The organism is Bacillus sp. F19, assembly GCA_023823795.1.
GTDB lineage: Bacteria > Bacillota > Bacilli > Bacillales > Bacillaceae > Bacillus_P.
This window is the reverse complement of the sequence record CP085710.1, coordinates 46,190-67,097: the sequence shown is the minus strand read 5'-3', so window position 1 is coordinate 67,097 and position 20,908 is coordinate 46,190. Positions and strand designations below refer to the sequence as shown.

The window sequence follows — 20,908 nt, the reverse complement described above, 5'->3', positions numbered from 1 at the left end:
TGCACAATATCAGTTACTGGATTTAACGGAAAAATGCCTTGGTTCCTTTCGTCACCAAAGCTTTTCCTATTGAATAAAACGCTGCAGCTGATGATAATCAGGATTTCTCTCTAATGCTTCCTGACAATCCTCGCAAATGGTTTTTACAAGTATATCGCCATTCGACTCATATGATATCATTTCTTGTCTCTCTTCCTGCGACAGGTGATGGAATCCCAATTGTTCACTGTATACTGAAACGCTGTCAATTGTTCCAACCTTTACACCGCAATGACGGCAGTTATAATGTAGCGCCAATGAAAAGCCCCTCCTGAAAAAGTTTTTAACTCTAGTATGGACCTTCAGGAGCTCGCTTATACTCTTCAGTTATATTTGTTCATCACCTGTAAAAATGGCTCTGTAATAAAGCTTTCACATGCATCTGCAGAGATTGCAATCGCGTCTTTTATGCTCGGCTGTTCTTCTTTCCCGAATGAGCCTAATACATAATTTGAAACACTCATTCCGCCTGTCGGACGGTCGATTCCAATTCGCACACGATTAAATTCCTGGGTGTTTAAATGCGTAATCATTGATTTGATTCCGTTATGGCCGCCCGCACTGCCCTTCATTCTCAGGCGCACTTTTCCAGCGGGTAAATCAAGATCATCGTAAATGACAGCAATGTCTTTTTCCTCGATTTCATAATAGTCCATCAAGGGTCTGATACATTCACCTGAGAGGTTCATATATGTAAGTGGTTTTAATAATATGATTTTCTCGCCTGAAACATGACCGATTCCGAAGATTCCGTTAAACTTTGAACGATCAAGAGGGATGTCCAATCGCTTTGATAGTTCGTCAATCGCCATAAAGCCGACATTGTGCCGTGTATCCTCATATTGCTTCCCTGGATTCCCAAGTCCAATGAATAGTTTCATTCTCGTACCTGCCTTTATTCTAGAAGTGGTATAACTAAGCTAACCAACAGTGTGTACCTACCTTAGCCATACTCGCTCAATTATGTTCAAAAAGGATGATGCGGATTGGAGAGATTTATCCCAATCACCTATCATCACCCTAGTTTTAGTATCTTTTTCTCTATTTAAACAATACCATAAAAAACGCAGCCATTAAATGGCTACGTTCTGCAAATTATAATTGTTTATTTTATTCAGAGGAATCTTCTTTATTCTCTCTGCCCTCAACACGCTCCGGTTCGCCACCTTCTTGCTGCTCGCCGCTGTCAATTTCTTCTTCTTGCTTTGGAGGCAGAATAGAAGCAACAACTTCATCTTCTTCATGATTGAATGTGTACTTGCCAGAAACCTTAACATCTTTAATCGTCAGTGTATCGTTGACGCCAAGCTCTGAAATATCGACCTCAATGGACTGAGGGATATCACCAGGTTTAGCTGTAATTGATGCCTGATACATTGGCTGCTGAAGCACTCCGCCGTCTTTTACCCCTGCTGCATCGCCTGTCAGTGTAATCGGAACCTCAACGACAACGTCTTCTTTAAGGTTGACGACATGGAAGTCAGCATGAATGATTTCGTTTTTGAGCGGATCTGTCTGCATTTCATACAGCATAACCGAATGTGATTTTCCATCTAAATCAAGCTTTATAATGGCGTTTCGTCCTTCATCACGCAGCGTTTTAATTAATTCAGTGCTATCTAAGGAGATTGATTTTGTATCCGTTGACTTTCCATAAATGACAGCAGGAACTTGTCCCTGTTCACGAACCTTTCTTCTTGCTGAGTTTGTAAATACTGTTCGTTCTTGTACTTTTAATGTTGTCATAGTCCAAAACACCTTCCTAAAGATAAGTTATGTCTTATTTAATTCCCATTATTGCCAGCGTCTAAACATTTTTCTTAGAAAAGGATGGTTTCGTCTCGTCTTCTTCTTCCATATATATATTCTTTAACGATTTTTATAATACAAAAACACCCTCAGGGCCAAAAAGGCAGCGAGGGTGTTTTTCAAAAGCATTAATCAAAGAGAGTGCTGACAGATTGCTCTTCATGAACTCGGATAATAGCTTCACCAATTAGTGGAGCAACCGATAGCTGTTTCAGCTTGCTAATTTTCTTCTCTTCACTTAAAGTAATTGAATTCGTAACAACTAATTCTTTAATATTTGAGTTTTGGATACGCTCGATCGCAGGTCCTGATAAAACAGGATGAGTACAGCAAGCATATACTTCTGTTGCCCCGTTTTCTACTAATGCGTTAGCAGCAAGTGTAATCGTTCCGGCTGTATCAATTATATCATCAATTAAGATAGCTGTTTTGCCTTCAATGTTACCTACAATGTTCATTACTTCAGCTACATTCGGTCTCGGACGGCGTTTGTCGATGATCGCAATCGGCGCTTTCAAACGGTCTGCAAGCTTGCGGGCACGCGTTACGCCACCGTGGTCAGGCGAAACAATAACGATGTCCTTTAAGTCTTTTTCAAGGAAGTACTCTGAAAGAATCGGCACACCCATTAGATGGTCAATTAAGATGTCAAAGAATCCCTGAATTTGCGGAGCATGCAGATCAAGAGTGATGACGCGGTCTGCGCCTGCCGTTTCAAGCAAGTTCGCAACAAGCTTTGCGGTAATCGGCTCACGTGCACGCGCTTTGCGGTCTTGACGCGCATAGCCATAATAAGGCATAACAATATTGATTGTTTTAGCAGAGGCACGCTTAAGCGCATCAACCATTATCAATACTTCCATCAAGTGTTCATTAACTGGCGCGCTCGTTGATTGAATAACGAAAACGTCACAGCCGCGGATACTTTCTTCAATGTTAATTTGAACTTCCCCATCACTGAAACGAGTTACCGAACATTTACCTAAGTCAACACCAACTTCATCTGCAATCTCTTCAGCTAAAGCTGTGTTCGAGTTTAATGTAAAAATCTTTAAATTAGAATCTGCATAACGATTAGACATATTTAAAGGAGACCTCCACTAGGTTTTATAATATTGAGAAGTATGATTTCTTGCGCATTCTTTACTTCATGTACCCATCTTTATTCACTTGTCTTGCACGCGCAATAGAAAGCGCATTGCCAGGTACATCATCTGTAATTGTCGAGCCTGCCGCAACATACGCACCTTGACCGACTGTTACCGGAGCAATTAAGTTTGAATTGCAGCCTATGAAAACACCATCCTCAATTTTTGTAAGGAATTTATTCTTGCCGTCGTAATTGACAGTAATGGATCCGCAGCCAAGGTTCACATCTGCGCCGACTTCAGCATCGCCGATATAGCTTAAATGAGAAGCTTTGCTTGCTTTGCCCATTGATGATTTCTTGATTTCAACAAAGTTGCCGATCTTCACCTCATCCGCAATAGACGATGCAGGTCTGATGTGCGCAAAAGGCCCGATATTTACATCATGACCGATTTCACTGTCATGTGCAACAGACTGGCGGATTGTTGTGCGATCTCCAACCGTGCAGTCTTTTACTTCTGTATGAGGTCCAATAATAGAATCTTCTCCAATAACAGTATTGCCTGAAATAACAGTGCCAGGGTAAATCACAGTGTCCCGTCCAATTTTAGCATCACTTGAGATGTATGTGTTCTCAGGATCAATAATGGAAACCCCGTTTTTCATATGAAAGGCGTTTACCCGCTTTTTCATATACTGCTCAGCTAGCGCAAGAGCTACTCTATCATTTACTCCAAGCGTCTCTTCGAATGATGCCGTCTGGAATGCCGAAACGATTTCATTGTTTGTTTTAAGAATTTCAATCACATCTGGAAGATAATATTCACCTTGGGAATTGTCATTTGACACTTTCTTCAGCGCATCAAAAAGAGCACGGTTGTCAAAGCAATAAGTGCCTGTATTGATCTCCTTGATCAAGAGCTCTTCTGCATTTGAATCTTTATGCTCTACAATTTTTTCAACGCGGCCTTCCGCATTTCTGACGACGCGGCCGTAACCGGCAGGATCTTCTGCTTTCGCTGTAAGAATTGTAGCTTTTGCTTTCATTTCTGTATGATGAGAAAGTAATGATGCCATTGTTTCTGCTGTTATTAAAGGAGTATCTCCGCAAATAACAATAGTCGTTCCCTCTTGATCTTCTAAATGATCTGCTGCCTGCATAACAGCATGAGCCGTTCCAAGCTGTTCACCCTGGACAGCATATTGGACGCTTTCTCCAAGCTGATCTTGTACTTTTTCCGCTCCGTGACCTACAATGGCAACGATTTTGCTTAAATCTAATTTAGAAACTTCATCAACAACATGCTGAACCATCGGCTTTCCGCCAACTGGATGCAGCACTTTATAAAGCTTTGATTTCATTCTAGTGCCTTGTCCTGCAGCTAAAATTACTGCGTATCGGTTATCCATTTCCAGGCCTCCAATATACCTTTTTATCCATAGAAAAATATATCTCAAATAGCACCTTATTTCAAGGAAACATATGAAAGTACATAATTTTTCATAAAATTGTCATGATATGTAAGAATCTTTCAATCATAAAAAAAACAAAAAAGCCGAATAGGACTAAGTCCTACCCGACTTTTAAAGTGCTTCATATAATCAAGAAGCGCCTGCTTCCTCAAATTCAACTTCAAGTTCACCTAAACGATGATACTCGGCTAACACTGCCTCTTGAATTTTTCCGCGAGTTCCAGAATTAATTGGATGTGCTATATCACGGAACTCTCCGTCTGGAGTGCGTTTGCTTGGCATTGCCACAAAAAGTCCATTGTTTCCATCAATCACACGAATATCATGAACAACAAACTCATGATCCAACGTAATTGATGCAATCGCTCTCATGCGGCCTTCGGTGTTTACGCGGCGTAATCTTACGTCAGTTACTTCCATTCTGTTCACCACCTTTTCCTGTATGAAAAACTTTAGTTAAGTTATTCAACGGAATTTTTCTTTTTCCTGCAAGAATGGAAAAATTTTTCGAAAAATCAGGTGATTGTGCTCATTTTATCTGGACGCTTGTGATTGTGCCATTTATTAATGGAATCAAGCTGCTTTTTTAATATACAGCTAATCATAAACGATTCATCTTGCAAAAGCTCCATCTTATAAATGATCAGTTAACAGAAGCAATAACTTCAATTTCTACCAGCGCATCTTTAGGCAATCTTGCTACTTCAACACATGAACGGGCAGGTTTATGTTCGCTGAAGTATTCGGTATACACTTCGTTGAATGCAGCGAAGGTATTCATATCTTTTAAAAATACAGTTGCTTTTACAACAGTCTGTAAAGAGGCTCCCGCTTCTTCAAGCACAGCTTTTAAATTCGAAAAAACCTGATGTGTCTGCTCTTCAATTGAGCTATTCACCATTTCACCTTCAGGAGTAAGCGGAATTTGACCAGAACTGAAGAATAATCGGTCAATGACAATTCCCTGACAATAAGGACCAATGGCCGCCGGAGCTTTTTTTGTATCAACTTTTCTCATAATAATCTCTCCCTATAAAGTTACTTGGTTTAAGAAGCGGAAGAAGTTTCCGTCCATGACATCGATTTGTTTCTCTTTTACATCAACATCCGTTAATTTCACAACAGATATGTATTCATCCACAAGGCGTTCTTCTACACCTTCTGATTCAACCAGCACGCCAATTCCGGCGAGATTTGCATTAAACTCTTCAAGCATGCTGACCATTCCATTTATTGTTCCGCCGGCTTTCATAAAGTCGTCAATAATCAGGACATTCGAGCCCACTTTAAGACTTCTTTTTGATAAAACCATTGTCTGAATTCTCTTTGATGACCCTGAAACATAATTGATGCTGACAGTCGGTCCTTCTGTTACCTTGCTGTCTCTTCTTACAATGACAACTGGTACGTCAAGCTGATTTGCTACTGCGTAAGCGACAGGAATCCCTTTTGTAGCTACCGTCATGACAATATCAATTTTGCGGTCAGCGAAAACAGATGCAAATAAACGTCCAATCTGATTCACCATAGTCGGGTTTCCGAGTATATCTGTTAAATATAAATATCCCCCGGGCAGCAGGCGTTCCGGTTTAGCCATTAGACTGCAAAGCTCAGAAATAATTTCTTTTGCTTCATTTACCCCGATTTTAGGAATAAATTTAACTCCGCCGGCAGCGCCCGGCACGGTTAAGAGTGAACCGATGCCCCGCTGTTCAAAGGTTTGCTTTATGATCGTCAAATCTTCACTGATTGAAGACTTGGCCGATTGATATTGATCAGAGAAAAAAGTTAAAGGAACAAGTGCATGTGGATGTTGTAGCAAGTAATAAGTCATATCAACAAGCCTTCCACTGCGACGAAATTTCATGGAATAACCTCCAAAATCCGAATATTTTAAAGATAATATAACTTAATATACGGATTTAATCAAGGTTATTCCGTTCCCCAAGCAATCTTACAGCAAATACCTGATCGCAAAAACCTCTTAATCCGTTATACACACGATGAAGCCTCGATTCATAGCGGACAAGGCCAAACACAGTAGGCCCGCTGCCGCTCATCAGGACAGCATCAGCACCAAACCGCTTCATTTGATCTTTAATATTAGCTACCTCTGGATACATTTTCAAGGTAACATCTTCCAGGACATTTCCCAAAAGGCTGCAAATCTGATCAAAATCCTGAGTCTTAATTCCTTCAATCATCCCTTCTACATCAGGATGAGCAACAGCGCTCAAATTCAAATTGCGGTACACATCAGCAGTAGATACGCCAATCGTCGGCTTTGCCAGTACGACCCAGCAATGAGGCGGAGTATCGATATGCTGAATCTTTTCGCCCCGGCCCGTAGCCAGTGCAGTTCCGCCGTAGACACAGAATGAAACATCTGAGCCTATCTCGGCTCCAAGCTCTGCTAGCTCATCTAAGCTAAGTCCAAGCTTCCATAACCTGTTCAAACCTCTAAGAGTAGCAGCTGCATCACTGCTGCCCCCTGCCAGGCCGGCAGCCACAGGAATCACCTTTGTGATGGATATTGAGACCCCTTTTTTTACACCGTACTGCTTTTTTAATAATAAAGCAGCCTGATAAGCTAAATTCCGCTGGTCATCCGGCACAAATCGATTATGAGAAATGATTTTGATCTCATCAGACGCAAGCTCCACAAGCTCGACGCGATCAGCCAGGTCGATGGTCGTCATGATCATTTTCACTTCATGAAAACCATCTGTTCTCTTATGAAGGACATCGAGCGATAGATTGATTTTAGCTGGTGCTTTCTCCAAAATACGCAACATTTTCACCTACTTTTAACGAACTGAAATTATCCACATTGTACCACAAATAGAATGAATATAACGCAGTTTTCGACATTTCCGCTTATTGATGGAACATTTGAAATAATGAGCCTGTTTTTATTGTGATAAAAAGCCGGGGCTTATCGCCCCGGCTTCTGCCGTCTGTTTTTATGCTTTATGATTTATTCTGACTTGAAAGGTGCTGTTCTGCAAGCTCAATCGCCCTCTTCACCATGTTGCCGGCATCGCGCGATCTGATTGCACCCCAGCCTTCATTTTTTACCGTATCATAAAACCCCAAGTCTTTAGCCAGTTCGTATTTAAATTCATCGGACATGATTCCCTGACGTCTTCCCATCACAGAACACCCCTTTAATTTACGTCTGATTCTAAATCCTGCTGGATTTAACCGCATAAAAAAAAGCGGCACTATTAGTATGTGCCGCTTTGTGTTAGTGTTATCCAAAATAAATATAGAATCGTTAATGATTTTTAATCAAAAAAAAGCAGCAAACATGTGTCTACTGCCCAGCAACTGCCACTGAACCTGAAGTATCTTCAAAAAATGTTAATTGCACTGTTTCAGTTAATACATCTGCATAACTGTATGATACACGTTCAAATGCATTTTCATCTTGATCTAGTTGTACAACGAAAACAGCTGGGTATGTTTCTGTAAGAACACCTGAACGCTCAATCGTTTTTCTGCGGCCGCCATTTGCTTTAAGCGTAAGCCGCTTTCCAAGATTTGAATCCAGGGAATTTTTGATATCGACTAAAGTTTTTGCCATTGCATCCACCTCACTAATTTCAGTATACACGATAGCCTATTTTAAGTCAAATAAAATTTAAATTATAACAGTGATAAAAGTTCGTTGTCAACAAAATATTTTCAACAAAATTCACGTTATATCTACAAATTAGGCTTTACCTAATTCTTAATTTTTATGTAAAGAAAGGAAATGTTTTCATTTGTCCAATAAGAGATGCTTGTTTTCGGGCGTACATTCACTATCGAAAGAAAAGACCGCTCTCTCAAAGTGGAAAGCGACCCTAAGAATTGTCCTCATGTCTGTGATAAGGCATGCCTGTACGGAGGACACCTTTTGTTTCAATCCCGCCAAGGCCTTTCTCTCTTGTAAGCGTATTGCGCAGGACATCCCAGACATTAATTCTCTCCATAAATGGAGTAAAGCTTATTTTAGCGACTATATACACAGGATCCAGTGCATGAATATTAACTCGCGCGGGCGAGCTCGCAAAATTGGCTCCTGCCCCGATTAAAGATTCAAAGTGAGACTGACAGGCCCCCGCAAAGATAACCAGCTGATCTAGATTAGGGACGGCTTTTCTTGCATTGCGCACAGTCTGAGCGAAATGCTTCGAGTGACGGTAGGCATTGAGATCATTAATCGAACCTTTATGCTTTGAGTATGAATCATGACCCGTTATGACAAGGATATTAGGCCGGTACTCTTCAATAAGCTCCGTTACAACATCCTGCATCTCTGTTTCTTTCACATGTACGCCAAATACCGGGACACCGACACGCTCATAGAAAGTCAGACACTTTTGCAGATATAGCGGATCACCATCTAAGTGAAGCACTTTCCCAGGCAAATGAAAAAACTCCTCATTGTGGCTGTAGCTCGCCGTTGCCCCATACTCACGCTTTTCCTGCAGCAAGCGGTAATCCTGCTTTAATAAGTACAGAGACTGCTCAAGCATTTCTTTTTCATGCACTTTCCTTTCATTGCGTTCCCGGTCTCCAATAATCGCCAAGTCATCACATAAGGCATCAGCGACCAGACGTACTTCTTCTCCGTATAAAATGGCAGCCCACTTTCCATCTTCTCCTTGTTTCAAGTCTATCACCCGAAACAGGACATCATACTGATATGATTTTCGGGCTACGATATCTCCAATTTTTACTTGCATGTTCTTCACTCCAAATGACCGATTCCCTGGAACTGATCTTCAAAGAGCACCGCGGACTGGTTAGGCCCCAAGGTGATGCCCATTCTATGTCTAATTTGTATAGACCCCTAAGCTAAGAACAATCCTTTTCTAGCCTATGATGCTGATTGAAAAGTGTGACCCGCCAGAAAAGCGGAACCGCCCGTTTAGCTCCGACAGACAGATAAGGATTCACCGGAAAAGTCCGGGTTTGACTTTTTTGGCGGATCTGTTCTGGCCGAGGAGTTGGGCGGTGGAGCTGGACAATAGAAAAGCGGAACCGCCCGCCAGATGTTGTTAAGCATATTAAAACCCTTTCAGCCCCGACAACCCTTTACATCAAAAATGCCCATCATAAAAAGCCCGCAGCTGTCTCCGCTGCGGGCAATTTTTCATAAATGAACTTTATCCATTAAAATCCTCAACTAACAAATCACTCAGCACTGCAAATTCCTCAATCGAAAGAGTTTCTCCTCTTCTCTTTCCGTCGATGCAAGCTTTTTCTAAAGCTTGTTCAATAGCAGATTTCTTTTCTTTTCCGTCTGGAAGAGAATGAGTCAGATTGTTAAGGAGTGTTTTTCTTCGCTGAGCAAAGCTCGCACGAACAATTTTAAAGAAAAAGTCTTCATCTTTTATAACCACTCTGGCTTCTTCACGCAGAAGCAGACGGATAATAGCAGAGTCAACATTAGGCTGGGGCATAAAAACGGTTCTAGGCACCGTCATGACCGTCTTGGCGTCTGTATAGTATTGAACAGCAATGGAAAGCGAACCATAATCTTTTGAAGAAGGAGAAGCCGCGATTCGATCTGCTACTTCTTTTTGAAGCATGACGACGATCCCTTTCAAAGGCAAATGATCTTCAAGCAGTTTCATAATAATTGGAGTTGTTACATAATAAGGGAGGTTAGCGACGACCATCACTTCGCGGCAGTCCCTGAATTGTTCTTCCATAACCTCTTTTACATTCGCCAAAAGGATATCCTGATGAATGACTGTTACATTGTCATAAGGTGATAAGGTGTCTTTTAAGATCGGGATGAGGCGCTGATCAATTTCAAATGCAACAACCTTTTTTGCCCGTTTGGCAAGCTGTTCTGTCAAAGCTCCGATCCCCGGACCGATTTCAATAACACCTGTTTCATCTGTTACATCTGCATGGTCTACAATACGGTTCAGCACGTTCGGGTCAATTAAAAAGTTTTGTCCAAGACTTTTCTTAAATGAAAAACCGTACTTTTCTAAAATAGCTTTCGTGCGAACCGGTGTTGCGATATCTTTAATCATTTTGCTGCTCCTCCCGAACAATCTCCTCTATAGCTTGTGCAAAAGTTTGTTTTGTAATTTGAAACATATGCAGTCTTTTTTCAAGCTGCTTGCCGTTTGTATAGCCTATTTTCAAAAGCACCCCGAGTTTTTCACGCCGCTCCTTCGCTTTTGGACCGCCTATTAAACCCGCCGTCATCAAATCATCTTTATCAATAATCGGGTCTGTATCCATCATCTCTTCTTTGATCTCTTTAAGTGCGTTTCGGATCGCTTCTATGGAAGCATGCTCAACCCCGATGCCTTTTCCATTTTTAGGTCTCGCTTCAGGTTTTGTAATAAAAGCATGCTTGCAGCCGGGAACCTGCTCTGCAACCGTTTTGCGTATTTTTTCTCCGGGGAAGTCAGGATCTGTAAAAATAATGACACCCCTCGTCTTCTGGGCAAGGCGGATCTGTTCAATGACCGAATCGCCAATTGCAGATCCGTTCGTTTCAATTGTATCAGCATCAACTGCGCGCTTAATGGCAGTTGTATCATCTCTTCCTTCAACAACAATAATTTCTTTAATTTTCATGTTTTCCTCCAAAAAGATGAAACTTTCCTGAGCGGTCAAACGTCTATATTATTGAATCGTAATTGTACCCCATTATAACGCAAAAAAACAGAGGGATCTAAACCCTCTGTCAGAGAATCAATTTAACACTTTAATTTTAACTTGCTTTCTTCCCCATCGATAGGCTGCTCCCTTATCAGAGAAGAAAACATCAATTTTTTTCCCTTTGATTGCGCCGCCTGTATCTGAGGCAATGGCATATCCGTAGCCTTCTACATATACTTTAGACCCTAAAGGAATGACACTTGGATCTACCGCGATTACTTTGGCATTCGGATTTGCTCTTAAATCGACACCTGTGGCAGTCTTGCCGGAACACCCATTACAATAAGCTGTATAAGCAGTTGAAGTAACATAAAACTCTTTCGCAACAGAATCGTTTGAACGCGACACGGTTTCAGGCTTGCTTGAAGCACTTGCCGTACTCACAGGCTTAGGTGCAGCTTTTGTGCCTATTGCAACAACCCGATCCTGGCTTTCACTTTTCGTTTCTTCTTTGATCAGCTTTCTTGACACTTCTTTTCCATTTTCAAGCATAACCTCAAAATGTTTCGCAACAGTACCTTCTGTACCAGGCTTAATAACTTCCTGTTTTCCTTTTGGAATGCTGCTATCATTTTTTGTTACAACTGAAAATGCAACTGGTTCTTCCACTACATCGGTGACTTTTTCTACACGTGTGACTATTACGGCGTCATTTGCACTCAATGTTTCATGAATTTGGGGTTCAACCTTATCAAGTTCATTTACCTGTACCTTTTGGTCTTTCAAAAAGTCAGCGACAGTAGTCGAAGTTGACCATACTTGTTGTTTTTTATTTTCAACTGTTAGTGTGATCAGTATGGCTTTCTCAATATTGAGCGTAAGATTATCAGAAATTTTCGTTTGTAGCGAAGCATTCATCTTATCGTGCTCTGAAACTGCTATTTTTTGTTCTTTCAAAAATTCTTCTACGGTTTTTGCTGTTGTCCTTATTGTCCTTTTCTCATCGTCCACCGTTAGCTGTACAGGTTTCGAAGCCTCATAAACAACTTTTAGATTGTTTTTGATCTTAGTATCTCCTGATGGGGATACCTCATCTTCTTGTTTTTTATTTATGTTTAAATCTTGAAGTAATTCATCTACTGTACGTGCGTGTGTCCTGAGCTTCTCGTCTTTGCCGTTCAGCGAAACAGTAACCGTGTTCTTCGACGCTTCAAATGTCGCGAATGCAGTACCCGATCCCAAAACTACTAAACTGACAATTGCGAGGACAATCTTGTTAAAGCTTAGTTTTGCGGATAACAGCTTTTTCATATTATTTATCACTATGAAAAACGCCTCCTTCTCCTCCGAGGATTATATAGAGTATCGATCTTGCTGTCAACCCCCACCCACTTCTATCAAATTTTTCTAATCATAATCACTATTATGCTAAAAAACTATCAAAAAGTGAAGCAATTCTTGTCGACAAATATATCCTATGAGAAAAAGGAAACATGTAGAACCTCTTTAAAACCTGTACTTTCGGACAAGCCCTATCAAAATTCTACAAATTCCTTTAGCGAGAAATGCCGAATAATCTTTTTGCATTGTCGGAAGTTTGTCTAACAAATTCCGCATATTCCATTTCTCTAAGTTCAGCAATTTGCTCTGCTACATATTTCACATAGCTCGGTTCATTTCGTTTTCCTCTAAACGGATGAGGTGTTAAATATGGGCAATCTGTTTCAATCAAAAGACGATCCATCGGAATCTGCGCAGCAACTTCCTTCGGTTTTTTAGCATTTTTAAATGTAACCGGCCCGCCAAATGAAATATAAAAATTCATATCCATACATTGTTTCGCCACTTCAAGGCTTCCTGTAAAACAATGCATAATGCCGCCTACTTCACTCGCATTTTCTTCATGAAGAATTTCAACAACATCCGAAGTTGCATCGCGATTATGAATAATTATCGGAAGCTGCACTTCTTTTGCAAGGGCGATTTGCTTGCGGAATACTTCCTTTTGAATTTCCTTCGGAGATTTATCCCAATAATAATCAAGCCCCATCTCACCAATTGCTACAACTTTAGGGTGTGATGCCAGTTCTTTTATCCACTTGAGGTCTTCATCTTTCATATCAATTGCATCTACTGGATGCCAGCCAACAGCTGCATAAATAAAATCATACTTCTCCGCAAGCTCGATTGCACGTGTAATGGTCTCCGTATCAAAGCCGACTACAACTGTATGGGTTACCCCTTCTTCAAGTGCTCTTTCAATCACTTCTTCTAAGTCATCCTTGTATTGAATCGCATTTAAATGAGCATGTGTATCAAATAACATGTTTCGACATCCTTTCATAGGGTTTAAACAAAGGAAAAAAGAGGCGTCATTCCCGATTGTTACACGTGAAACACCTCTTTCTTCTCTTTTTTTATTTAATAATCGTACCGTTCGGAAGACTGGAATCGACAGTAGCAAGCGACAAATTGCCTTCTTCTTCGCCAGCCAGGATCATGCCTTGTGAAAGTTCTCCGCGCAGTTTTACAGGTTTAAGATTCGTGATGCAAATGACTTTCTTTCCGACAAGCTGTTCAGGCTGATAGCTCTTCGCAATTCCTGATACAACCTGTCTTTTTTCAGAACCTAGATCAAGCTGCAGTTTTAATAAACGATCCGCTTTTTTCACCGGTTCTGCATGAATGACTTCTGCAACACGCATTTCAACTTTCATAAATTCATCAAACGTAATTTCGCCTGATGCATCCGCTTTTTGCTCTTTCTTTTCTTCCTCAGCAGCAGGAGCCGTTCCCTGCATTTGCTCTTTAATATACTGAACCTCTTCCTCCACTTCTAAACGAGGGAAAATCGGAACCCCTTTAGAGACTTTGACTTGAGGCAGCTGACCAAATTCTGATAAGCTGGACCACTCTTTTAGCGCGGGCTCCTGGATACCAAGCTGTTCAAATATCTTGTCAGGTGTTTTCGTAAGGAATGGCTTCAGCAGGATCCCTGAAATACGAAGGGACTCAGCAAGATGATACATAACTGAACCAAGCTTTTCACGGTTTTCCTCATCCTTTGCAAGATTCCAAGGCTGCGTTTCATCAATGTATTTATTCGTTCTGCTGATGAATTGCCATAGTGCATTCAATGCAATGGAAAACTCCATTTTCTCCATCGCTTCTTCGTATTTTACAAGGGTATCTTTGCTGAAAGCTGTTAATTCCCCGTCAAAGTCTGTCTTAGGTCCGATGTACGCAGGGATTTCGCCGTCGAAATATTTTTGAATCATGGCAATTGTACGATTCAGCAGGTTTCCAAGGTCATTTGCAAGATCAAAGTTCAGTCTTTCGATAAATCCTTCTGGAGTAAAGACGCCGTCTGAACCGAACGGTACCTCTCTTAATAGATAATATCGAAGAGCATCAAGGCCGTAGCGGTCAATTAACGTAACCGGATCTACAACATTTCCTTTTGATTTGGACATTTTTCCGTCCTTCATCAATAGCCAGCCATGTGCAAACACTTTTTTCGGCAGCGGCAAATCAAGTGCCATCAGCATAATCGGCCAATAGATTGTATGGAAACGAACAATTTCTTTTCCTACTAGATGAACATCTGCAGGCCAGAATTTTTTGTACTTTTCATCGTTCTCCGAGCCATATCCAAGTGCTGTAGTATAATTGGACAGCGCATCAATCCATACATATATGACATGCTTTGGATCTCCCGGAACTTTCACTCCCCAATCAAAAGTCGTCCGAGATACTGCCAAGTCCTCAAGACCTGGTTTAATGAAGTTGTTAATCATTTCGTTTTTGCGTGATTCCGGCTGAATAAATTCCGGATTCTCTGAGTAATACTGCAGAAGACGATCTGCATACTTGCTCATCTTGAAGAAGTAGGATTCTTCTTTTACTTTTTCAACAGGACGCCCGCAATCCGGACAGTTTCCGTTTTCAAGCTGCCTTTCTGTAAAGAATGATTCACAAGGTGTACAATACCATCCTTCGTATTGATCCAGATAAATATCACCTTGCTCAAGCAGCTTCGCAAATACCTTTTCAACAATTTCTTTATGACGGTCTTCTGTTGTACGAATAAAATCATCATACGAGATATCAAGTTTTCTCCAAAGATCTTTAATGCCGCTGACAATGTCATCAACATATTTTTGAGGCGTTACTCCGATTTCTTCTGCCTTGCGCTGAATTTTCTGCCCATGTTCATCTGTGCCTGTTAAATACATAACATCAAAACCGCGCATGCGTTTATAACGGGCCATAGCATCACCCGCAACCGTTGTATAGGCATGTCCAATATGTAGTTTTCCGCTTGGATAGTAAATAGGTGTTGTAATATAAAATGACTTTTTGTGACCTTCCATCCGTTTCCCTCCTGGTAATGAAGACTGTCTCTGGGTTAGAGAAGAAAAGCCCCCGCCCCAATGGACGAGAGCGACTAATCATTGTTATTTATACTCTTTATGATACCATCTTAGCCTTTAATATCAAGAAAATATACCTTCTATGGACAAAAAAACAAAGGATGACAGGAATAATATGAATGCCTCTTGTATGCCAAATGTTTCCTAATGAAATATTTTTGTTGATTATTGTCGAACAATCGTTATAATAAAATAAACAATATTTCGAATTAATACTATTCGGTGTATAATTAAAAAATTCCTTTTATGAGTTTATTTTCCTTTTATTAAGGGTATATATTCATATTATGCTTAGTGCATAAGGGTTCAAGGAAAATTCATTTTTTTTTACAAACTATTGGATACTTGAGGATTGACGTTTATTGGAAACACTGTTATGCTTATGAGGATGAAGATTTTGTCGAATAATGACGAAGTTTAAGAAAAAAACATATAGAGAACCTATTATTGGGAGGAGAACATAAACATGAAATCTACAGGAATCGTACGTAAAGTTGATGAGCTCGGCCGTGTGGTTATTCCAATCGAATTACGACGCACTTTAGGAATTGCAGAAAAAGATGCATTAGAAATCTACGTGGATGACGAAAGAATTATCCTTAAAAAATATAAGCCAAACATGACTTGTGCTGTAACTGGAGAAGTATCTGATGATAACTTCACTCTAGGCAACGGAAAATTAGTTCTTAGCCGCGAAGGTGCAGAGCAAATTCTTAAAGAAATTCAAAGCAATTTAGTAAAATAATTTAAAAAAGACCTGACACTCGCTGTCAGGTCTTTTTATTTTATTCATTTACATGATAAGACTGATAAACATCCCGCTTCGGTATGCCGCGTTCTTTTGCTACCTGCTTAATGGCTTCTTTTGAAGGATGGCCTTCACGGACATATTGACTGACATGTTCTTCAAGAGTAAGGGAGTTCCACCACTCTTCTTCCGCGATCACGTCGTTTTCATCTCTTCCTTCAACGATTAAACAAAACTCACCGCGAATCTGATTCTCCTCCGACCACATTAAAGCGTCGCTTATTGTTCCCCTGATAAATTCCTCGAAGCGTTTGGTCAGCTCTCTTGATAAGCATATTCTGCGGTTGCCCAATATTTCACTCATCACGGCCAGGGTTTCCTTTAACCGGTGGGGAGATTCATAAAAAATCATCGTTTCCGTGCGCTTCGATAATTCTTCCAGCTGCTTTTTCTTCTCTTTTTTCTGTCTTTCCAAAAATCCGAAAAAGAAGAATGGCTGAGGGGTAATTCCTGATGCAACTAAAGCCGTCAGGGCTGCATTTGCACCCGGGAGAGGTATAACCTTTCCATTCTCAGCCAAAATTTCATTTACAAGCTGACTGCCTGGATCTGAAATAATCGGCATCCCGGCATCACTTACTAACGCAATGTTTTTTCCCTGCTTCATCAGCTCAAGAATTTTATGGCCGCTTGATTCCTTATTGTGCTCGTGGTAACTAATCAGATGAGTATCGATTTCAAAGTAATTGCACAGCTTTTTCGACTCCCGTGTATCCTCAGCTGCAATTACATCAACCTCTTTTAAAATATTGATTGCGCGAAACGTCATATCTTCTAAATTCCCTATAGGAGTTGGGACCAGGTAAAGGGATCCCCACTCTGTATCTTGGTTAAAGCTTTTTTGTTCCTGCATTTGTATCTTCATCCTCTCCCTGCGAAAATCCCCATACCTTCTCGTTATCAGGCATATTCAAAAATTCGTCCTTCTTTTTCCTCGACAGCTTTTTGAAATAATATTCTGCTTTCAGAGCATCGCTTTTTGTTTCAAACTGCTTGTTATATAGTAAAGATACTGGTTTTCTTGCACGGGTGTATTTAGCGCCTTTTCCGGCATTATGTTTTTGAATGCGTGCTTCAAGGTCATTTGTGTAGCCTGCATAGTAGCTCCCATCCCTGCATTCGAGCACATAAAAGAAGTGATTGCTATTTGTCTCCATATAAAATCTCTTTTACTTCTGTTGTGTATTCATTGTTTTCGTCATATACAAACAGCGGAGGCAGAATCTTTAAATCAGGCTGTCCGCCTTTAATTCCTTCTATTAAAAGAGTATTCGCTTCCTTTCCCTGTTTTGGGTAAACAAGCTGAATCCGCTTAGGTTCAATTTTATATTTCTTCATTAGCTCTACAATTTCAATTAATCTTCCCGGACGATGAACAAGCGCTATTTTGCCGCCCATTCTTGAAAGCTTGCTGCTGGCCATAATAACATCCTCAAGTGTGCAGAGGATTTCATGACGGGCAATGGCAAGGTGTTCATTTTGATTCATTTCGTCTTTCTTAGGAGTTTTAAAATAAGGAGGATTGCACGTAACCACATCGAATTTCCCGTGACCGAGTGCTGCCGGCATATCCTTTAAGTCTCCATGAATCATGGTAATCTGATTCTGAAGCTCATTGTAGACCACACTTTTTTCTGCCATTTGAAATAATCTCTCCTGAATTTCAACTCCTGTAATCATTGCTTTGGATCTTGTAGATAGAAGCAGGGGCACAACTGCATTTCCCGAGCATAAATCAATGACCCGTCCCTTTTGTATCGGCATATATGCGAATTTCGAAAGAAGGACAGCATCTAAAGAAAAGGCAAAAACTGACGGACTTTGAATAATCCTTAAATCTTCTGCCAATAAATAATCGAGACGTTCATCTCCTATTAAATCAACCATCATAAAATCCTTTCTTTTTTGTTAGTATTGACAAAGTGTTCCTCTTCCATAAAAAAAGCTTTCCCATAAGCAGGAAAGCCAGTTTATTTCTTATTAAGAAAGGAAAGACAAAACAAGCAGTCTCCATCTTTGCGGACACTTCCATAATGAACATTGCAAATATGGAAGCCTTCCTGATAAAGACGGGCCAGATTGTCGTATCCCTCTCCAATGTCCACAATCTTTGAATCCGGTGCTTGTTTATCTGTATGCTGTTTATTTTGCTTCTTTTTTTCTGTCGCAGCAGTCGAGTTTAGCCGCCTGCGAAGGTTATCATTTTCAAGCTGCAAATGATGATTTTCCTCAAGCAGCTCGCCTAAATGATGCTTCAGCTCTCCAAGCTGTCGATACAGAGAGCCGATTTGTTCCTCCATACTGCTTACAGATTCAAAGATCTCTTTTTTATCCACTTGTTCCACCTCATTAATCTGTGGATTTCATTGGAACTGCGCCTTCTTTCATTAATTCTTCCCAAGTAAATTCAACCACGCGGTCTTTTTCTGAAAGTTCAACCTGCAATACCCGTTCCAATATATTTAACCCGACTACTTTTCCGATGCCGATTGGAGTGCCGATCGATTCTCCAATATCCGGAAGCTGTTCTTTTGCAGATTCGTACTCATCATTCTCATATTTTAAGCAGCACATTAATCTGCCGCATAACCCTGAGATTTTTGTTGGATTCAACGAAAGATTCTGATCCTTGGCCATCTTAATGGAAACCGGTTCGAAATCCCCTAAGAAAGTGGAGCAGCACAGCATTCTTCCGCAGGGTCCGATACCGCCAAGCATTTTCGCCTCATCTCTGACCCCTATTTGTCTTAACTCAATTCGAGTCTTGAAGATGGCAGCGAGATCCTTAACCAATTCTCTGAAATCAACTCGTCCGTCAGCAGTGAAGTAAAAAATAACCTTGTTTCTGTCAAATGTATATTCAACATCAACAAGTTTCATATCAAGCCTGTGCTCGTTCACTTTTTGCTGACAAACCTCGTAGGCTTCCTTTGCAGCATGATGATTTTCGTCTACGATCAGGCGGTCTTTCTCATCAGCCACACGAAGAACCTTTTTAAGCGGCAAAACAATATCATTCTCGCCAACTTGTTTCTTATGAATTACTACTTTGCCGAACTCTACGCCTCTTACCGTTTCGACAATAACAAAATCGGCGTTTTCTATTTGAAGCCCATTAGGGTCGAAATAATATATTTTACCCGCTTTTTTAAAGCGGACACCCACTACATCGTACAATCTTATCCCTCCTGCAAAGATAAAACCAATTGCTCCATCAGTAATTGTGGACTCACATTCATCTGGAGTCTTTTTTTTGCTTCTAAAATAGAAGTGATTTTTTCAAGGATCTTTTGTTTGGATACTTGAATGGCGTGCTGTTCTAACTGTGGAAGCAGATCTTGATAGATAACATGATCCGTATTGCCAATTTGGATGGAAAGAATGTCTTTATATAAGTATAATAGCAAGTCATAACCCATGTCTTGCTGTTCTTTTTCTGCGAAAAATGGCATCCATTGCGTTTGAACTTGGACAAATGCCTGTCCGTTTCGCTTTGATATCACTTCATACAATTTTATCACTACAAGTCTTGCCTGTGCAAACCAATCATCTCGACTTAATTCGAGTGCTTTTTCAACATTATTGGTCATTCTTGCTGCAAGCTTCGCAAAATTAGAAGATATCTCCTGCTTTAACAGCTCTTTCTCAATAGCTGAAGTTGGCAGCGGCATAAAGGTAAGCGTTTGGCACCTTGATAGGATTGTATTTAAAATTTGATGCACTTGTTCAGTCATCAAAATAGCCATCGTATTGGCATTTGGTTCTTCTAAAAATTTCAGCAGACTGTTGGCAGCATTGGCCGTCATTTTGTCAGCATGTGAAATAATGTACAGTTTTTTGCTTGATTCAACGCCGGTTTTTGTGAATTCTCCCTGAAGATCTTGAATCTGCCACTTTTTTATCGATAATCCGTCCGGTTCAACTAAATGGACATCCGGATGATTGCCGGAATGGATGCGTTTGCAGTTTCTGCATGACTCACAAGGTCTGAAATCTTCGGTATTTTCACAAAAGAAACTTCTGGCGAGAAGCAGGCTGATTTCTTTTTTTCCTGTACCTTTTTTTCCTTCAAAAAGGTATGCATGAGCAAGCCGGTTTTTTTCGAGACTGTTGCCCAGCAGTTTCAGTACTTTAGGCTGATAATCGGCCAGCTCATTCCAAGTACTCATCGTCATATCTATCACTCTTTACGTATAGAGGTTAATTAAAAGGCCTTTAATTTCACCTATTTTTGCCAGTATGTCGATGGATGACTGATCTTCATTGAGCAGATTTTCCGTCAGTTCAATTAGATGCTGATCCAGTTGTTCTACGGTGACCAGTGACCGGGTGTTTCCGCTATAGTCCCAGCTCCCGGACTGCTTTACTTTCAGCCCATAGTCCACAGCTTCCTGTATGAATCGTCTGACAAGCGATTTATATCTTGAGAGATCCCGTATATTCCGGGATTTCGCAACACGCCGGCCAGCCTCTTCAACGTTTGCCATCAATGTATTTAATTGCTGCAGCTGCAGCTTGGATTCTTGTTTCAGCACTATTTCTGAAAATGGTTTGGATCCGGCTGCTGTTGTTTTCTGATTGGCGTTTCTCTTATCTAATCCAGTACGAAGCTCTTGATTGATCTTCATTTATGCCCGCA

At 40.6% G+C, this 20,908-nt stretch carries 25 protein-coding genes; 1 reads left to right on the top strand and 24 read right to left on the bottom strand.

Annotation, left to right across the window (positions count from 1 at the left end):
• Positions 1–66: 66 nt before the first annotated feature.
• The 17 genes from LIT25_00360 to metG form a co-directional block, all read right to left on the bottom strand.
• Positions 67–297, bottom strand: coding sequence for an anti-sigma-F factor Fin family protein (locus LIT25_00360; GenBank protein USK33959.1), 231 nt, complete (start codon positions 295–297; stop codon positions 67–69).
• Between the two features lie 65 nt (positions 298–362).
• Positions 363–920 (bottom strand): aminoacyl-tRNA hydrolase, encoded by a 558-nt coding sequence (pth, locus tag LIT25_00355; GenBank protein ID USK33958.1) that lies wholly within the window; start codon positions 918–920, stop codon positions 363–365.
• 229 nt (positions 921–1,149) lie between these two features.
• Positions 1,150–1,785, bottom strand: coding sequence for a 50S ribosomal protein L25/general stress protein Ctc (locus tag LIT25_00350; protein USK33957.1), 636 nt, complete (start codon positions 1,783–1,785; stop codon positions 1,150–1,152).
• Positions 1,786–1,976: 191 nt separating this feature from the next.
• Complete coding sequence (locus LIT25_00345; GenBank protein ID USK33956.1) at positions 1,977–2,930, bottom strand: ribose-phosphate diphosphokinase; 954 nt, start codon at positions 2,928–2,930, stop codon at positions 1,977–1,979.
• 61 nt (positions 2,931–2,991) lie between these two features.
• Positions 2,992–4,347 (bottom strand): bifunctional UDP-N-acetylglucosamine diphosphorylase/glucosamine-1-phosphate N-acetyltransferase GlmU, encoded by a 1,356-nt coding sequence (gene glmU, locus LIT25_00340; GenBank protein ID USK33955.1) that lies wholly within the window; start codon positions 4,345–4,347, stop codon positions 2,992–2,994.
• Positions 4,348–4,539: 192 nt separating this feature from the next.
• Positions 4,540–4,830 carry a septation regulator SpoVG gene (spoVG, locus tag LIT25_00335; protein USK33954.1) on the bottom strand — a complete coding sequence of 97 codons (291 nt, stop codon included), beginning with the start codon at positions 4,828–4,830 and terminating at the stop codon, positions 4,540–4,542.
• A gap of 223 nt (positions 4,831–5,053) precedes the next feature.
• Entirely contained in the window at positions 5,054–5,431 is a 378-nt protein-coding gene (locus LIT25_00330; GenBank protein USK36107.1) for a RidA family protein, read from the bottom strand.
• Positions 5,432–5,440: 9 nt separating this feature from the next.
• A complete protein-coding gene (gene purR, locus LIT25_00325; protein USK33953.1) occupies positions 5,441–6,277 on the bottom strand; it encodes a pur operon repressor in 837 nt (278 codons plus the stop codon).
• A 55-nt stretch (positions 6,278–6,332) separates the two neighbouring features.
• A complete protein-coding gene (gene ispE, locus LIT25_00320; protein ID USK36106.1) occupies positions 6,333–7,202 on the bottom strand; it encodes a 4-(cytidine 5'-diphospho)-2-C-methyl-D-erythritol kinase in 870 nt (289 codons plus the stop codon).
• A 178-nt stretch (positions 7,203–7,380) separates the two neighbouring features.
• Positions 7,381–7,563 (bottom strand): alpha/beta-type small acid-soluble spore protein, encoded by a 183-nt coding sequence (locus LIT25_00315; protein ID USK33952.1) that lies wholly within the window; start codon positions 7,561–7,563, stop codon positions 7,381–7,383.
• 163 nt (positions 7,564–7,726) lie between these two features.
• The gene (locus tag LIT25_00310; GenBank protein USK33951.1) at positions 7,727–7,996 is read right to left on the bottom strand and encodes a Veg family protein; all 270 of its coding nucleotides are present in this window, start codon (positions 7,994–7,996) and stop codon (positions 7,727–7,729) included.
• Positions 7,997–8,258: 262 nt separating this feature from the next.
• Complete coding sequence (yabG, locus tag LIT25_00305) at positions 8,259–9,143, bottom strand: sporulation peptidase YabG (GenBank protein ID USK33950.1); 885 nt, start codon at positions 9,141–9,143, stop codon at positions 8,259–8,261.
• A gap of 423 nt (positions 9,144–9,566) precedes the next feature.
• Complete coding sequence (gene rsmA, locus LIT25_00300) at positions 9,567–10,448, bottom strand: 16S rRNA (adenine(1518)-N(6)/adenine(1519)-N(6))-dimethyltransferase RsmA (GenBank protein ID USK33949.1); 882 nt, start codon at positions 10,446–10,448, stop codon at positions 9,567–9,569.
• Positions 10,441–11,004, bottom strand: a complete 564-nt coding sequence (rnmV, locus tag LIT25_00295; protein ID USK33948.1) for a ribonuclease M5 — start codon at positions 11,002–11,004, stop codon at positions 10,441–10,443. The genes rsmA and rnmV overlap by 8 nt, the downstream gene beginning before the upstream one ends.
• Before the next feature lie 117 nt (positions 11,005–11,121).
• Positions 11,122–12,339: a ubiquitin-like domain-containing protein gene (locus LIT25_00290; GenBank protein USK36105.1), complete on the bottom strand. Its 1,218-nt coding sequence runs from the start codon at positions 12,337–12,339 to the stop codon at positions 11,122–11,124.
• A 244-nt stretch (positions 12,340–12,583) separates the two neighbouring features.
• Positions 12,584–13,354, bottom strand: coding sequence for a TatD family hydrolase (locus tag LIT25_00285; protein ID USK33947.1), 771 nt, complete (start codon positions 13,352–13,354; stop codon positions 12,584–12,586).
• Positions 13,355–13,445: 91 nt separating this feature from the next.
• Entirely contained in the window at positions 13,446–15,401 is a 1,956-nt protein-coding gene (gene metG / locus LIT25_00280; protein USK33946.1) for a methionine--tRNA ligase, read from the bottom strand.
• A 520-nt stretch (positions 15,402–15,921) separates the two neighbouring features.
• On the opposite strand from metG, the gene LIT25_00275 reads away from it, so the two are divergent.
• A complete protein-coding gene (locus LIT25_00275) occupies positions 15,922–16,206 on the top strand; it encodes an AbrB/MazE/SpoVT family DNA-binding domain-containing protein (protein USK36104.1) in 285 nt (94 codons plus the stop codon).
• Positions 16,207–16,246: 40 nt separating this feature from the next.
• On the opposite strand, the gene rsmI is transcribed toward LIT25_00275, so the two are convergent.
• The 7 genes from rsmI to LIT25_00240 form a co-directional block, all read right to left on the bottom strand.
• Complete coding sequence (rsmI, locus tag LIT25_00270; GenBank protein USK33945.1) at positions 16,247–17,122, bottom strand: 16S rRNA (cytidine(1402)-2'-O)-methyltransferase; 876 nt, start codon at positions 17,120–17,122, stop codon at positions 16,247–16,249.
• Positions 17,100–17,426 (bottom strand): GIY-YIG nuclease family protein, encoded by a 327-nt coding sequence (locus tag LIT25_00265; protein ID USK33944.1) that lies wholly within the window; start codon positions 17,424–17,426, stop codon positions 17,100–17,102. The genes rsmI and LIT25_00265 overlap by 23 nt, the downstream gene beginning before the upstream one ends.
• On the bottom strand, positions 17,413–18,156 hold the full coding sequence (locus tag LIT25_00260; GenBank protein ID USK36103.1) for a tRNA1(Val) (adenine(37)-N6)-methyltransferase: 744 nt from the start codon (positions 18,154–18,156) through the stop codon (positions 17,413–17,415). Before LIT25_00260 ends, LIT25_00265 begins: the two co-directional genes overlap by 14 nt.
• Before the next feature lie 83 nt (positions 18,157–18,239).
• On the bottom strand, positions 18,240–18,605 hold the full coding sequence (gene yabA, locus LIT25_00255; protein USK33943.1) for a DNA replication initiation control protein YabA: 366 nt from the start codon (positions 18,603–18,605) through the stop codon (positions 18,240–18,242).
• Positions 18,606–18,618: 13 nt separating this feature from the next.
• On the bottom strand, positions 18,619–19,446 hold the full coding sequence (locus tag LIT25_00250; protein ID USK33942.1) for a stage 0 sporulation family protein: 828 nt from the start codon (positions 19,444–19,446) through the stop codon (positions 18,619–18,621).
• Between the two features lie 2 nt (positions 19,447–19,448).
• The gene (holB, locus tag LIT25_00245; protein ID USK33941.1) at positions 19,449–20,444 is read right to left on the bottom strand and encodes a DNA polymerase III subunit delta'; all 996 of its coding nucleotides are present in this window, start codon (positions 20,442–20,444) and stop codon (positions 19,449–19,451) included.
• A 12-nt stretch (positions 20,445–20,456) separates the two neighbouring features.
• Positions 20,457–20,897: a YaaR family protein gene (locus tag LIT25_00240; protein USK33940.1), complete on the bottom strand. Its 441-nt coding sequence runs from the start codon at positions 20,895–20,897 to the stop codon at positions 20,457–20,459.
• Positions 20,898–20,908: the final 11 nt, after the last annotated feature.